Source organism: Fulvivirga sp. M361, from assembly GCF_007097395.1.
Taxonomy (GTDB): Bacteria; Bacteroidota; Bacteroidia; order Cytophagales; family Cyclobacteriaceae; genus Fulvivirga.
The window spans coordinates 287,140-301,950 of record NZ_VKDC01000006.1 but is presented as its reverse complement, the minus strand read 5'-3'; the positions used below and the strand labels follow the sequence as shown (position 1 = coordinate 301,950).

Annotated in this window: 10 protein-coding genes; 4 read left to right on the top strand and 6 right to left on the bottom strand. The window is 41.9% G+C overall.

Annotation, left to right across the window (positions count from 1 at the left end; all coding sequences use genetic code 11):
* Positions 1-96: 96 nt before the first annotated feature.
* On the bottom strand, positions 97-2,598 hold the full coding sequence (locus FNH22_RS08460; RefSeq protein WP_143397919.1) for an MBG domain-containing protein: 2,502 nt from the start codon (positions 2,596-2,598) through the stop codon (positions 97-99).
* 486 nt (positions 2,599-3,084) lie between these two features.
* Between FNH22_RS08460 and FNH22_RS08455 the strand changes: the two genes are divergently transcribed.
* Positions 3,085-3,516, top strand: coding sequence for a helix-turn-helix domain-containing protein (locus tag FNH22_RS08455; RefSeq protein ID WP_143397918.1), 432 nt, complete (start codon positions 3,085-3,087; stop codon positions 3,514-3,516).
* Positions 3,517-3,817: 301 nt separating this feature from the next.
* Here the strand turns inward: FNH22_RS08455 and FNH22_RS08450 are convergent, their stop codons facing one another.
* Positions 3,818-4,786 carry a PorP/SprF family type IX secretion system membrane protein gene (locus tag FNH22_RS08450; RefSeq protein ID WP_143397917.1) on the bottom strand — a complete coding sequence of 323 codons (969 nt, stop codon included), beginning with the start codon at positions 4,784-4,786 and terminating at the stop codon, positions 3,818-3,820.
* A 4-nt stretch (positions 4,787-4,790) separates the two neighbouring features.
* Positions 4,791-7,100 carry a gliding motility-associated C-terminal domain-containing protein gene (locus FNH22_RS08445; protein WP_143397916.1) on the bottom strand — a complete coding sequence of 770 codons (2,310 nt, stop codon included), beginning with the start codon at positions 7,098-7,100 and terminating at the stop codon, positions 4,791-4,793.
* A gap of 433 nt (positions 7,101-7,533) precedes the next feature.
* On the opposite strand from FNH22_RS08445, the gene FNH22_RS08440 reads away from it, so the two are divergent.
* Positions 7,534-8,409, top strand: coding sequence for a carboxypeptidase-like regulatory domain-containing protein (locus tag FNH22_RS08440; RefSeq protein ID WP_143397915.1), 876 nt, complete (start codon positions 7,534-7,536; stop codon positions 8,407-8,409).
* A gap of 60 nt (positions 8,410-8,469) precedes the next feature.
* Here the strand turns inward: FNH22_RS08440 and FNH22_RS31970 are convergent, their stop codons facing one another.
* Complete coding sequence (locus FNH22_RS31970; protein ID WP_185154129.1) at positions 8,470-8,646, bottom strand: hypothetical protein; 177 nt, start codon at positions 8,644-8,646, stop codon at positions 8,470-8,472.
* On the opposite strand from FNH22_RS31970, the gene FNH22_RS08435 reads away from it, so the two are divergent.
* Entirely contained in the window at positions 8,645-9,166 is a 522-nt protein-coding gene (locus tag FNH22_RS08435; RefSeq protein ID WP_143397914.1) for a dihydrofolate reductase family protein, read from the top strand. The two genes, FNH22_RS31970 and FNH22_RS08435, sit on opposite strands and share 2 nt — an antisense overlap.
* Before the next feature lie 200 nt (positions 9,167-9,366).
* Positions 9,367-9,837 (top strand): hypothetical protein, encoded by a 471-nt coding sequence (locus tag FNH22_RS08430; protein ID WP_143397913.1) that lies wholly within the window; start codon positions 9,367-9,369, stop codon positions 9,835-9,837.
* Positions 9,838-9,875: 38 nt separating this feature from the next.
* Here FNH22_RS08430 and FNH22_RS08425 read toward each other — a convergent pair whose 3' ends face one another.
* Both FNH22_RS08425 and FNH22_RS08420 read right to left on the bottom strand, forming a co-directional pair.
* Positions 9,876-12,158, bottom strand: a complete 2,283-nt coding sequence (locus tag FNH22_RS08425) for a GH92 family glycosyl hydrolase (protein ID WP_143397912.1) — start codon at positions 12,156-12,158, stop codon at positions 9,876-9,878.
* A 48-nt stretch (positions 12,159-12,206) separates the two neighbouring features.
* On the bottom strand, positions 12,207-14,639 hold the full coding sequence (locus FNH22_RS08420) for an ABC transporter permease (RefSeq protein ID WP_143397911.1): 2,433 nt from the start codon (positions 14,637-14,639) through the stop codon (positions 12,207-12,209).
* Between the last annotated feature and the right edge of the window lie 172 nt (positions 14,640-14,811).

The following is a 14,811-nucleotide window of genomic DNA, read 5'->3' as shown; positions in this document are numbered from 1 at the left end:
AGACTGCCACGTCTTTCCCACCTCTAAGGCTTATTTAAAGGCTAGCAGTATCGGTGAAAAAAGGCGAGACGATCAATATCACTTACCTACATCCCCTTATTCCTTGATCACCCGATGAAAAGCAATTCCTTCCGCTGAAATTATTTTCAAGAGGTAAACGCCATTCGGATAAGAAGTAAAATCCAATTCAGTAGTAACCGGATCAAGTGCTTTGTTGTGAATCACCATACCGTTGGCATTATAGACCAATAACTCTGCAGATGCCATAGATCTTCCGGGAATTACCATGAGTCGGTTATGTACAGGGTTAGGAAACAGCTGGGTTTGTATCAAACTGTTATCGGCCAGGGACGTGATCACTTCAACGGTAAGAATACCTTCTGAGTAGTTGAAAGTATAATTATTGTCCAGGCCTCCTGATATCGTAATGGGATAGGTACCTCCTGCGCTGGATACGTCAGCGATGGTCGAAGCTACAGGCTTTGTGTCAAGGTCATTGACATCATCTTCATTCACCCAACCTGAATAGCTTACTGCAAAATCCGGATTAACCTCCCCCTCCTTGCGCGAAACATTGGCTACACTAACATTTAGTGTAGCCTTATTTACGGTTAATAGTTGTTCTATATTACCAGCAGCTGCAAAAGAGTCATTCCCTGGCTGAGAAGCCGTTATAATGGAAGAACCTGCTGCATTTATATGAATGGACTGATCAATGATCACAGCGACTTCCTCATTTGAGCTATTATAGGTTACAGGTAATCCGGAACTTGCCGATGCAGTAAGTTCAAACGGGTCATCACCATATGTTTTGGAAAGCAGCGCTCCAAAATCAATAGATTGTGGTGTCGGTTTTAGTGTGGTGAATACACCAAAAATGCGCTCATTAGAGGAACCGGCAAAGGTGCTCAAAAAAAGTTCGGTGCCCCACGAGGTGATAGAAGTATAGATGCCTCCCAGGCCCTCAGCATAAACATCGTACCAGGAGTTACCCATATCTGATGAAGCATAAACAGCCCCCACTATCTCACTACCCACTATAGCTCCGGAAGCATAGAGCAAGCCATTTTCACCTGCATGCAAGTCTGCTGCAAATAGCTCATCCGGGGTATTCTCCAATACTGTCCAATCCATACCATTCGCGGAAGTATAAATTCCCCTGATACCATTCTCGGTATCCTGGTGAAAAACAAAAAGCGTCGTTCCTATCGCAGCGATGTTAACGAAGTCAGCCTCTGAAACATCTGTCGGCGTAGAAAAACCACTTGTAGTAATGAGCGTCCAGGTATCTCCAAGGTCTTCGCTTTTGTAGAGCTCCGGGTAGAAATAATTGGCCACTGCATATACTACTCCGTTTTCATCTATGGCCATATCTTCCATTGACGTGTGTTCAGATAGCCCTGTATCAGACTGTGTCCAGGTCAGGCCTCCATCGGTAGATTTATGGAGTATTGTATTGAATTCCGTATCCATGCCAGAAACGAGTAATACTCCATCAAGAGCCAGGATGGTGTTCGTCCGGGCCAGCAGATCCAGGTCTGAAGATATTTTCTGCCAGTTTAAGCCGTCCGACGATCTATACAAACCGGCTTCTGAATCAGCGATAATCTCATTTTCTGTATGCCCAATAGCATATAAGTCTCCATTCGGACCACGGCTAATTTCAGTGATGAACAGGTTAGACGGAATGGCATTGACCGGCTGCCAATCTAACAGGTCAGTATACTGTAGTAGCAGGCCGTCAGATCCTACTGCCCACCCGTTAAAGGGATCAGTGAAATGAAAACCCCATATCTCCCAATCCTGATTGATAGCTTCTTCCTGCCATACACCGTAACGGTAGGTAAAAAGTGTTCCCTGACCCCCGGCCCAGCCATGATCTTCATCTAAGAAATAGGTATCTGTCAGGTACTGGTTGGTGTTGGTTGTGCTGGTGTAGTCGAGACTCCAGGAGTTTCCATCATAATGCCAGATCGTATTGTCAAAACCCACTGCATACCCATTATCCGGTGCGATAAAGTCCATTTCAAAAAAAGCGCCGGTAGCGGCTATATTAATCTCGGACCAGACTGAATCTTTGAATTGGTACATTAAACCAGCTCCCGATGATATCCATCCGTTCTTATTGTCGGAGAAATAAGAAGCAAGTGAGATCACATCGAAACCTATATTTCCTTCGGTCCATTCACTCCCGCTGTAGTAGGCTATATAGCCATCCGATCCGGAAACATAGCCTTCTCCGGTTTCCAGAAAATGTAGTGTGTACAACGCTTTACCCGCACTGAAATTCAATGACCATTCTGTGCCATTATAGCGGAATATTTTACCTTCACCGGTAATTGCCCAACCCTCCGTATCAGAAGTGAAAGTTATACGATTAAAGCTGTTCCCTGTTAGCGATGCTTCCTTTTTCCACTCACTACCCTCGTAGCGCAGCATAGTTCCTTCCAGGCCGATGGCCCAACCTTCGTTTTCAGTCACAAAAGCTATGTCATACAAGTTCTGATCCGTAAGAAGAACTTGTTCAGTCCATTGAGCATTGACAGCAAACGTTAAAAATATCGGAATAAATACGCAAAAAATTGATCGTGTTAGCATTGCATTAGAGGTTAACACCCGGCATGTCAGACTACCAGGTGAGTAGAACACACTGTTACGTTTACGACATAGATCAAGGTTTACCTTTCCGGTTTGATCTATGAACAACCGTAATGCTACTGTGAAATAGGGTGATATGCTAAGATTTCATCTCTACAATGTCTCTACTATCCTGTCCTAAACTATGATACAAGATTCTCACAAGTCCCTCTATATCATGGCTGGATAGTTCGGGGCAATGATTTGAAAAACTTCCTGGTCGTAGAATCACCAAGCTTGACTGACGACTTGGGTGACGACATTGCTTTAATTTCCAACGTATATTGATGACGAAGCGGGAGGAAGAAGCAATCTCCTAATCGTCAGACGTGAGTTGAGTCATTTTACGTGTCACGGCAAAGGGGCCCGGTTTGTACTTCACAAATCCTGTTTGTATTTTACTAACGCAATACCCGGAATGTATAAAATCTTAATAACTTTAACGCTATGGAAAGTACTACCACACCCCGATCAAAACACCTTGGAAGAAACGTTCGTCGTATGCGTGAGATCCTGGGTGTAAAGCAAGAGACCGTAGCAGAAAAGCTAGGGGTAACTCAACAAACCGTTTCCAATATTGAGAGTAATGAAGAGGTGGAAAACGACACACTCGAACAAATTGCTGATGCACTGGGCGTAAAGCCGGAAGCTATAAAGGGTTTTAATGAAGAACAGACCATTTATAATATTCAACACAACCACGAACCCAAGCTGGAAGGCACAAGTCAATTAGTAAATGTCAACTATCAATGCACTTTCAACCCTATCGAGAAATGGGTAGAGGCACTTGAAAAAAACGAAAAACTGTACGAAGCCTTGCTGAAAAGTGAGCGGGAGAAGGTGGTGATGATGGAGAAGTTTTTGAAGGGGCAGAAGTAGGTTTTTCTTAGCATCCTGGTCGTCGGTTAAGCGTAGCGGTCCTACGACCTACAACTGTATAGAGCGTCCGCTCGGGCTGCATCAATAGATGGGCTTTATATACTTATGGGTATAATGAGTGGCATTGAGCTTTTGCCGGAAATTTATTTCTTTTTCGATAAAGCTGGTGTGTTACAAAACAGATCGAGCGGACGCTCTTGGTAACATCGAGGTCGTAGCGTCGCTATGCTAATGCTACAACCAGGGTAAGGTTTAAAGATACTTCACTGTATACCCTCCCAATCACCTTGTACCTGTAAAACTATTCAATGCTCAATCCAAGAACGACTTCATGGCTTCCGTTGTTAAAGTCATCCAAACCTGCACTGCGGTGCTGATAGCTGTACCCAAATACGATGCCGTGATTTGTTGTGAAACCTAATGAGCCAAGGAGAGTTTTATTGCTTCTGTACGAAAGGCCTGCCCAGATATTACGTTTGTATCTCCAGCGAACACCGGCATCGTAAAAGACAGGGAAAGCCGAAATTATTCTGATCAGTGCAGTAGGTATCAGCTCCATGTCAGGGTTTATCAACAGACTATAACTCCCCATAAAACGATGTTCCACGGCATCATCAATCGCTAAATCCTCATTTCCTGAGACCAGGGCATTGGCCAACTTATCTATGCCATAGGCAATCAAAAATTCACCTGAATGAAAAGAAAACCCTGAATTGATATTAAAATACGTATTTGAAGTCCCGTTCAATAGTAAGGATTGATACGATTGGTCCATCGCGGCATCCCTGACTACGAGGTCGGAAAGATCGATCCGGTTATTGCGTATTCTCGGTGATATGCCTAATGATAAGAATGACCTGGAGCCAACAGGAACATGTATCGCAGTATTGAAACCGGCTTCCAGGTGTTGAAAGGCCCCTTGTTCACTTCTTATCGCAAAGGCACCCACATCAACTTTTAACAGCCCGGAAACTTCAGTATTTTGGTGTCCCGTCCATTCAGCCATTTTTCTCCGCAGACGATCAGCGATACCACCTTGTGGGAAATAGGTCTTTTCTCCATTGAAAAAATAGGTCGCCGGGCTACCATCAATCCCAATCACCCTATGACGATAACCTACCCTTAACTCAATATTATTGCCTTTTCCACTCAATGCAGGGTTGACAAGGGAAGGCGTCAGGAAATACTGAACCGGCAACCGGTCACTCTGACCTTTGCCTTGTAAAGTAACAGCCATCAGAAGTACGGCGATATATAATCTGCTGGTCATACGGTTATTTGATAATGGTTATCTTTCCTTTCAATTTCTTATCGTCCGGAACGTTCAGGTCAAGGACATAATAATAGGAAGCCGCCGGTAGTATCTTACTTCGGTAGCTACCGTCCCACTCTCGTTCATAACTTATGGAAGAAAACACTTCTCTACCGGATAGGTCAAACACCCGCAGCCTTGCATTAGGGTACCGGTCAATGTTTAAAATATTCCAGGTATCATTCACCCCGTCGCCATTCGGTGAAAAAGCCGTTGGAATGTCTAATGTCATTTCTTTTTCATTGATGATCACTCGGAAACTACAGGTACTGGCATTTCCGCTGGGGTCTGTAAACCCATAAGTGACTAACGTAACGCCTAACGGGAACCGGGAACCACTTTCTAACCCCTCCACCAGCGAGGTTGAGGTTATGGAACAATTGTCACCAGCTTCAGGAAGATCGTAAAAGACAACAGGGTCTATAGCGGTAATATCCGTCGGGCAGCTGCTCAATACCGGGGGGAAGTTATCTACAACTTCGACAGTGGTGGTAGCCGAACTCATATTGCCACTGCCATCCGCGACAGTTAATGTAACTGTATTTGTCCCTAGATGAGAGCAATCAAACTCAGTTTGGTCAAGTGTCAATGAGGCGACTGAGCAATTGTCGCTGCTGCCATTATCGACCTGAGCTGCGGTGACCGAAGCTATACCGGAAGCATCCAGTTCCAGTTTAAGATCCTGAACAACCACTGTAGTTGGTACTAAGTCGTCAACCACGGTAACGAGAGCTGTTCCCTGAGCGGTATTGCCATTATCATCAGAGGCGGTAAGGGTCACCTCGTGCGTACCTATATCGGCGCAGGTGAATTCCGTTTTATCCAGTAACAGGAACATGATACCTACGTTATCAAAGCTTCCACTATTTACCTGGTCAGGGGTGATGGAGCTATTACCCGTAGCATCAAGTGAGATTGTAATATCCCGTGTGATTACAGTAGGCGCCATGTCATCCATATCTGAAACATGGATTATGATGGACTGACAAGACTTACCAATGTCATTCTCCGCAATCACCTTCATCACATAAATGTTGTCCCGATCCTCATCTTTCGGGTCCTCAAAATCCGGGGCCGTATTGAAAGTAATCGCACCTGAAGCATCAATATCGAACAATGAAGCATCCGCACCTTTAAGGTGGTAAGTGACACTGTCATTCGCTCCGCCAAAACTGTCATTCGCATCAATATCAATCACATTCTCGGTACCGTTTTCCCGGTAGTCTACCATCGATGCCAGGGTATACTCTACTACTGCATCTCCGTTGGACCCGATAATGAACATTTTTGTGCCGTCCGGATTAAAGGTGATCCCTTGTGGAAGTGACTCTTCGGTAACCACCGAGAATTCTTCCGATGCACCGGCATACACCGCAGTGGATACGTCATAAGCTATTCCCAGGCTATATTCCACTACCGCACGTCCATCGGACCCAATAATGAAAAGTTTCATACCATCCGAACTAAAGGTCATACCCCGGGGCCTGATCTCCTGATCAGCTACGCTAAAACTTTCCGACGCACCTGCATACAACGCTGTGGATACATCATAGGCGATTCCCAGATTATACTCTACTACCTCACCATTATCAAACCCTACGATAAACATTTTCAGGCCATCTGAACTAAAGGCCAGGTCCAATGAAGTACCCTCTTCATTAGCTACTGAAAACTCACGCCCATAGATAGCAGTGGACACGTCATAGGCAATTCCCAGATCATATTCTATCACCGCATTTTCATTTGCCCCTATGATGAACATCTTTGTACCATCCGGGTTAAAGATCAATTCCTGCGAACTCATCTCGCGGTCAGCTACTGAAAACTCCTCCGAGGAACCTGCGTAGATTGCCGTAGATACATCGAATGCTTTTTCCAGGTTATACTCCACTACTGCATGGTCAACTATTCCTATTATGAACATTTTCAGGCCATCTAAACTAAAGGTTATCCCCCGTGGATCACTTTCCTGACCAGCCACTGAAAAATCACTTGCATGCACGGCTGCAGATACGTCAAAGCCTTGTCCCACATAGGTAAAAATAGGTGGGGGCGACATGGTTTGTTCCATAATAGCAACTCCACCAGACGAACCAGGCGGCACGGATCTGGTGCTGAAGCCGGTTATTGCAAGCAGACTACCGACAACTAACGTAGCTTTAAGGGTTCTTACAGGGTTGATCATCATTCTTAACACAATTGAGGTAAGAGCCATTGCTATCCCAGGATAATTCCATTCTGAGTTTTCTACAAAGGCTTTCGGGTCAGGCATTGAGTAAATAATTCATGTGCATGATTATTACCTCATTTATAATTATTTAATTAAGATTTAAAGTTTGGAGAATAACCGATGCCCACCAAGATTCAGCTATGGACAAAATCATGGACAATGAACTCAAATGGTATGTAAAAAAGATTGAAAGATGATTTATTACGATAGGCGTGGATAGCTCTACCTACGTTTCATTTCAGCAGACAAGTATGTCAAGACGAGTATAATTTATGGCTGTTCACTTACGTTTATAAATGCATATGGCAATGGCATCAAAAGTACCTCGGTCGAGGAAAGACTATTAACAAGTATCCCATCGCAATATGAGCTCTTTAGGTATCCATTTTTTTGTCAAATACCGCCAGAGACCTTTGGATAGGTATCACGCACAGGATAAGAGCGATTGTTTTAATTGTTAGTAGAAAAACGTTGAATGAAAAAATCAGTTATCTTTTTATTAAGCCCTTTCATAGTCTGCTTAACGTCTTATGGTCAGGAAAATGTTATTACAGGGAAGATCAAAAATGCAGAAAACAATGAGCCCATGGCTTATGTAAACATTGGAATTAAGAACAAAACTGCAGGCACCGTTTCTACTATAGAAGGAATGTATAAACTCCGACTAAATGAAAAAATAACCGCTGACGACACTGTGTTATTTTCACATGTGGGTTTTGTCACTCAAAGGTATCAGATTTCAGAACTTAAAAATGATCACAAAACGATACTGCTTCTTCCGGAAAATGTAGCCTTGGATGAAGTGGTAATAAGCTCAAAAAAAATTGAGCTCAGACCAAAAAAAATCGGACGATCATCAAAAGGACTTGGATTGTTGCATTTAAATTTTTACTCGTTCTATGAAAAAGAGGTGGATGACCGGCTGAGCAAAGAAAGAGGAATGAAATTGAAGATCAGGAAAAACTGCCGCATTGATGCGCTAAGTTTTAATATAACTTCCAATGATTTTTCCTCCCTGAAATTCAGACTGAACTTTTATAAAATAGAAGATGGTCTACCAACAGATCTCATCGTTAAAAAAAACATCATCTTCGACATTAAAGACGGCTATTTAGGTTGGCACCAGGTAGATTTAACGCCATACGACATTTACTTTAATGATGACATCAAAGAAGCAGCCGTTACCATACAATGGCTTGAAAGTGTTAAAGCACATGAAAATAGTAAATATTTTGCCATTTCAACAGCCGGTTCACCCACTCACACTGCTTATTTCAGAGATAAAGCAATGGACCATTGGACAAAAGGGGAGCAGAATTTGAGTTTCTACTTAGATGCCATGTGTGAATAAAAAATATCAGCCTTTCGTTTCGGCAAACATCTATGCCGTCAGTTTGTAGAAGGCAAATTCTTAAAGGTTATCTGTAAAAACATTAAGGCGCTTGTCAGGACTTCCTGGAAAAAAGGAAGGTTTTTTCATAAAACCTAAAAATCGTTTAGTTTTATATGTGGTATAGATAAGTGTATCATATTCATTAGCCTCTTTCCATTCAATGACTATTGACACCTCCAAAATAACCTTACACATGGTATCAAGTCTAGATGGCTTTATCGCCAAAAAAGACGGGAGTGTTTCATGGCTTCAATCGACGGACCATTACGAGAAGGGCACTACGCTCAGCGAAGAAGTGGTGGCAGAGTTTCTCAAGACGATAGACTGCTACGTAATGGGCTCCCGAACCTATGAACATGCACTGGAACTTGGATGGCCTTATGGTGATGTACCGGTGATCGTCTTGACGAACAGAGGTCTGACGACTGAAAGAGGAAGTGTCCAATTCTACTCGGGGGATCTGGACAAATTGGTAAATGAACGACTAAAACCAAACTACAAGAATATATGGCTGGTGGGTGGCGCCAGGCTTGCCAAAGACTTTATCCGTTTAAAACTGGCGGACGATATAATCATTGCCATCATGCCTGTTATCCTGGGGGGTGGAACATTGTTTTTTGACTATATTGGCCAGGAGGAGCTATTGCACCTAAAAGATGTAACCGCTTACAAGGACGGAATGGTAGAACTATGGTATGAGGTTAAAAAAGAATAAAAAAGTAACCTGTCAAAGGTGCTGGAATACCTTAGAGCTACCTTAAGTAATGAACTCATGATTTCCTTCAAATATAGCCGGAAGCCTCACTCACGGGATATAAGCGATTGTTTAAAATCAGACTATGTCGAATGAACGGGAAGCCTTATCAACAAGCAAAATAAATGACTGCCTACGCAAAAACAACTATGCACTCGAATATGAAAAAAATTGTGATTTTATCTATCCTGGCTTTAGTAATCAGCTCCTGTAATGAAGAAAAAACAGATTCATCCTCACAGGAAACTGAACGTTTGAATACAATCGAGGGAACCTGGAAAATGGTATATGGCGAGATCCGGGAAAATGACTCCCTGGACATTAAGGACCTGACTAAAACAGACTTTGTTAAAATTATCAACAAGGACCACTTTGCGTTTTTTAATCAAAACCATAATGATGGTAATGGCTTCTACGCCGGAGGTGGCTCCTATACATTAGTTGGCAATAAATATACGGAAACACTGAACTATACCAGTGCAGAGGCAATCCGAGGTCACAGCTTCCCATTTACCATTGAAATAAAAGGAGATACACTCATTCAACATGGATTGGAAGAGGTAAAAGAAGCTAATATTAAACGTAACATACTGGAAAAATACATCCGGGTCGCTTACGGGCAGCCTGGATAAGCTTGAAGTAACAGGCCATTTCAATTACTCAATAATGGCTACTCCGGGCCCATTTGAAATATAAGGCTACCGCCACTCACAATTTCTTCATGCATAATATAGTTTCTATCCAATAGTACTCCATTCAATCGTACGGATTGTACAATATAATTCTGTTCGCTCAGGTCTTTAGCCTCCACACTGAATTTTTTGCTATTGGGAAGGTTAATCACCGCTTTCTCCATCTGCGGGGCTCCCAGGATATATTCGCCACCCGTCGGGTTTACCGGATAAAAACCCAGCGTAGAAAACATATACCAGGCAGACATTTGACCACAGTCGTCATTTCCCATGAGTCCGTCCGGCTCATTGTCATAAAAATCATCTACCAGTGTACGAATTATTTTATCTGTCTTATAAGGCTGGTGGGTATACTTATACAAGTAGGGTACATGATGACAAGGTTCGTTTCCATGCCAATACTGCCCCAAAGTACCATGAATATTCCAAACCAATGTTTTAACCTCAGGTTTGGATTTTGAATAGAACATGGAATCAAGTTCTTTAGCAAAAACGTCCTTCCCTCCCATCAACTTTACTAATCCCGGGACATCATGCAGGACATGAAACTGGTAATGGTAAGCATTCCCTTCCGTAAAATCGGACCCTTCCAACCACTCTCCTACTACCTCGGACGGATCAATATTTCTTTTAAAATCTCCATATGCATTTTTACCTCGCATGAACCCGCTTTCTTTATCATATACATTTTTATAAAACCCGGCCCTGTTTTTCAGAAAGTTCGACTCTTTTTGCTTACCCAGTTCATCCGCCAGCAATCCTGCTGCATAGTCATCATAACTATTTTCCAAAAGTCTTGATACGGTTTCTCTGCCATCATCAATTTTGGATAATCGTACGTCGTACGGAATATAGCCAAATGAATCAATCAACTGTACATGATTGCGATAGTGCTCTTTAGTTACTGAACTCCAGACCGCTTCAAAGATTTGCTCATCGGTATAATTCGATGGTTTTATTCCTTTTAACCAGGCATCTACGATTACCGGTACGGCGTGATTGCCCACCATTGTATGTGTCTCTTTACCCCATAGCTGCCAACGTGGCAAATACCTGTTAGCCTCATTTGGATTGTCAGGATCTACGGACATATTATGGTAACTATCCAGCATGGAAGTGACCATATCCCCCACCATATCCGGGCTGAGGATGGTGTACAAAGGATTGGCTGCCCTGTAGGTATCCCATAAGGATAATGTAGAATAAAACTTACGGCCCGATGATTTTACGACCCCTTTATCCGTCCTGTACCTTCCATCAAGGTCTGCAATATTATTGGGTTGGATATACAAATGATACAAAGAAGTATAAAACGAAGCCTTCTTCTCATGATCTCCTGTCACCTCAATTTTCTTGAGGATTTCATTCCATTTTTGATTAGTTTGTGTTCGGATTAGCTCAAAACTCTGCCATGCGTTGATTTCGGCCTCGAGGTTTTCCTTTGCTTCCTTTATGCCGACGGTTGATAAACCAATCAGCACTTCCAATTGGTTGCTTTTGTCCATATCAAATTCAAGGATAAACCGGGGGGCCTTCTCATCTTTATCGTCAGGTGGGGCTAAGCTGTCCTTTTCTACGATTTTCTGATTGAATTTTATTACGTAGTATAAATCACGTTCGGCCCATACACTGGCTTTTCGATAACCTGACAATGTGTAATCATCTTCAAACTGTTGGTAGGCTTCGAGTATATTATCAGGAACGGCATTAATATCCCATGAAACACCATATTGTAAGTCTATTAACAGTTTTGTCGATTCGGGATGATCAAATGTATACCGGTGATACGCCACATGTTCGGAAGCAGTGAGCTCTACGTTTACATTATGATCATCCAGGTAAACCTGATAATATCCAGGCGAAGCTTCTTCTTTTTCCTTGTTATACACAGAACGAAAATTGGACCGTGATGAGGGGTCCACATCATTGTTACAATAAGGCATGAACAGGATATCAGACATGGATGGGCATCCTACTCCATTCAGGTGGGTCTGAGTAAATCCAATAATCCATGGATCATTGTACTGATACCCGGCTATATGGTCCATCTCATAACCTTCATAATGCTCGTTATAGGATTCCGGACTTACTTGTACCATACCTAATGGAGTTGTAGGACCTGGAAAGCAATGCCCTTCATTTTGAGTGCCAATGAATGGATCCACATACCTGGTATAATCTATACTTTCCGGATGATCAGTACATGAACCAAGCCATCCTAAACAAAGGCAGATTGAAATATTTATAATCCCGTGTTTCATTTTAAAAAGGGCTTATTTGAGATTAAATAGCTGAATCTGAAAATTGTATTAATCATGTCGCAATGCCTCCACAGGGTTTCTTGTAGCTGCCCGCCAGCTTTGCCAGCTGACGGTTAATAAGGCAATTGTCAATGTCAACACCCCTGCCAATGCAAAAATCCACCAACTCATAGTCGTTTGTATGGCAAAGTTTTTAAGCCAGTTTTGCATTATAAAATAGGCTAACAGGCTTCCTATAATAACGGCGATAATAATCCATTGGGCAAAGTCTTTATTCAACATAGCCAACACTTCTTCCACCCGGGCGCCATTTACTTTTCTAATCCCAATTTCTTTAATTCTTCGTTGAGTGGTGTTTATTGATAAGCCCAATAGTCCAAGCACAGAGATTAAAACTGCCATAATACAGAGGACGCCAAATAGCTTTCCAAAACGAACATTTCCACTATACTGTTTTTCATAATGGTCATTGAGAAAATAATAATCAAATGAGCTGGCAGGAAACGCCTCGATCCATTTATCCTTCAAGTCTGAAATTACATCCTGGGTCTTTCCATTATACCGGATGACAAAATAGTTATACCGTAGCCAGTCCTGTTCACGGCAATAAAAGAATACCGGTTTAAAATCATGGGTAGGTGATTGCTGCCGATAGTTTTTCAATACACCCAATATAGTAACCGGTTCATTTTGATAGACTTCAGGCAACTGAACCTGTTTGCCAACCGCTTCCTCAGGACTTTTAAATTTTAGAAGTCTGCCCATCTCTTCATTGATCAATACCTTACGTTCGGTATTCATTTTTTCATCAAAATCAAGCCCTGCCACGAGTTCTAAACCAAGCGTCTTAACATAGTCAAAATCAATTTGCCCGCCATCAACTATTTCATTGACAGGTGGATCAATAGTGGTTCTATCAATCATATATCCCATATCGATAAACTGCCCGGGGATATCACTACCTGCAGAAACATTGGTGATTGCCGGATTGCTTGCAAGAGATTGACGGATCCTATTCAACCCCTCCGGGTTTGCGTCACTACCTGTGGGAGATTTAATGACTATCATTTGGTTTAAATCCATTCCAAGGTCCTGGAAACGTAAGAACTGAACCTGTTTGTAAACCAGTGTAGCACCAATGATCAGCATTACGGCAGTTGTAAACTGGGCAACTACCATTATTCGCCTGAACCGGGAACCTGAACTTTTTGAAGTTGGCTTTAATAAAAAGTCAGAATTATTTATAAAAAAGAAGACAGCTGAAATAATCCCGGATGAAAAAGTTCCGACCAACAAGATACCGGCCACTACTATTAAAGTAAACAGATCGTCAAAAATAAAGCCTGTCCCTCCGTGTTGGAAAAATGCATCGATCAAAGGGGCAGCCAGAAAGATAAAGAGGATCGAAAGACAAACTGAAATCAGGTTTATAAAAAATGCTTCGCCAATAAACTGAAAAATAAGTTGAAGTTTTCCCGCTCCAAGAATTGATTTTATACGTGTGTTTTTGTTCTGTTGAGTGGCCAGAGAAGTACTTATGTTCATGTAATTCAACCATGAAATAAGAATGATTATGATAGAAATCCCTAATAGATATTTGGTTTCTTCTCTATTTCCTTTCTTCTCATGTTCCCATTGTAATGGTTCATTAAGATGGATCTCAGGAAAATGTACTAATTCCATATCATAGATTAAATCACCTGCAGCTACCACACCACTCCTTTTAAAGAAAACCTCCATAATTTGATCTTCAAATTTTTCGATGTCAGTATGCTCTGTCAAATGCAAATAGGTGTATGAAATGGCATAATTCCAAGAATTATCCATCCCTTGCCAACGCTGCTTTTGCGTCCCCATTGACATCAGAAAATTGAATTGCAGGTTTGAGTTAGCGGGGATATCATAAAAAACACCTGTGATCTCACACTCAAACGGATCACCATTTGTGGATACTTTTAAAGACTTTCCTATGGGGTCCTCATTCTTAAAAAACTTTTGGGCGGCGCTCTCGGAAATTACCATGGTATTTGGTTTGTTTAGCACATCATCTGCCGTACCTGTTTTTAATTTGTAATCAAAAAAGGAAAAGAAATTAGAATCGACCAGGAAAACATTTGGCTCACGGAATTTCAAAACAGATCCATTTTCGGGAGCATAGCTTACTATTCTTTCAGACTGATAGGACAGTATTCTCACATAATCCAGCACCTGTGGAAGCTCTTCTTTCAGGGTAGGTCCGTAACCATTGTCAGTGGTGGCATACGTGTTCATATACCCGTCATCCGTTCCATAAACGGAGTGCATCCGATATATATTTTTGGCATTCGTATGTATCGTATCGTAACTATGCTCAAATCGATAATGCATAAAAACACTAATAAATACTGCAAAACCAGCGCTTAAACCAATAGCGCATAATGAAAAAACAAACTTGTTTTTCATGAAAAGGCGAAAGACTGTTTTAAGAGTGAGGAAATTCATGATGCTTATTATTTTGGTGATTTTAACTATTCATATCGTTGTATAATCTCGTAGCTATTTCTTTCATGAGATAAAAGAGTCTTTTGATGACGTATGTCAGGCCATATACATCTTCCGATCTAACGTCGAAATGAGTTCAATGCACGATAACAAGAGATCTCAATAATCGACC

Bases quoted from the DNA above. Each gene is read 5' to 3' on its own strand.
- FNH22_RS08435 (WP_143397914.1), top strand. From the start codon at position 8,645: ATGGTATCAAGTCTAGATGGCTTTATCGCCAAAAAAGACGGGAGTGTT.
- FNH22_RS08420 (WP_143397911.1), bottom strand. From the start codon at position 14,639: ATGAATTTCCTCACTCTTAAAACAGTCTTTCGCCTTTTCATGAAAAAC.
- FNH22_RS08460 (WP_143397919.1), bottom strand. From the start codon at position 2,598: ATGCTAACACGATCAATTTTTTGCGTATTTATTCCGATATTTTTAACG.
- FNH22_RS08450 (WP_143397917.1), bottom strand. From the start codon at position 4,786: ATGACCAGCAGATTATATATCGCCGTACTTCTGATGGCTGTTACTTTA.
- FNH22_RS08425 (WP_143397912.1), bottom strand. From the start codon at position 12,158: ATGAAACACGGGATTATAAATATTTCAATCTGCCTTTGTTTAGGATGG.
- FNH22_RS08440 (WP_143397915.1), top strand. From the start codon at position 7,534: ATGAAAAAATCAGTTATCTTTTTATTAAGCCCTTTCATAGTCTGCTTA.
- FNH22_RS08455 (WP_143397918.1), top strand. From the start codon at position 3,085: ATGGAAAGTACTACCACACCCCGATCAAAACACCTTGGAAGAAACGTT.
- FNH22_RS08445 (WP_143397916.1), bottom strand. From the start codon at position 7,100: ATGCCTGACCCGAAAGCCTTTGTAGAAAACTCAGAATGGAATTATCCT.
- FNH22_RS08430 (WP_143397913.1), top strand. From the start codon at position 9,367: ATGAAAAAAATTGTGATTTTATCTATCCTGGCTTTAGTAATCAGCTCC.
- FNH22_RS31970 (WP_185154129.1), bottom strand. From the start codon at position 8,646: ATGTGTAAGGTTATTTTGGAGGTGTCAATAGTCATTGAATGGAAAGAG.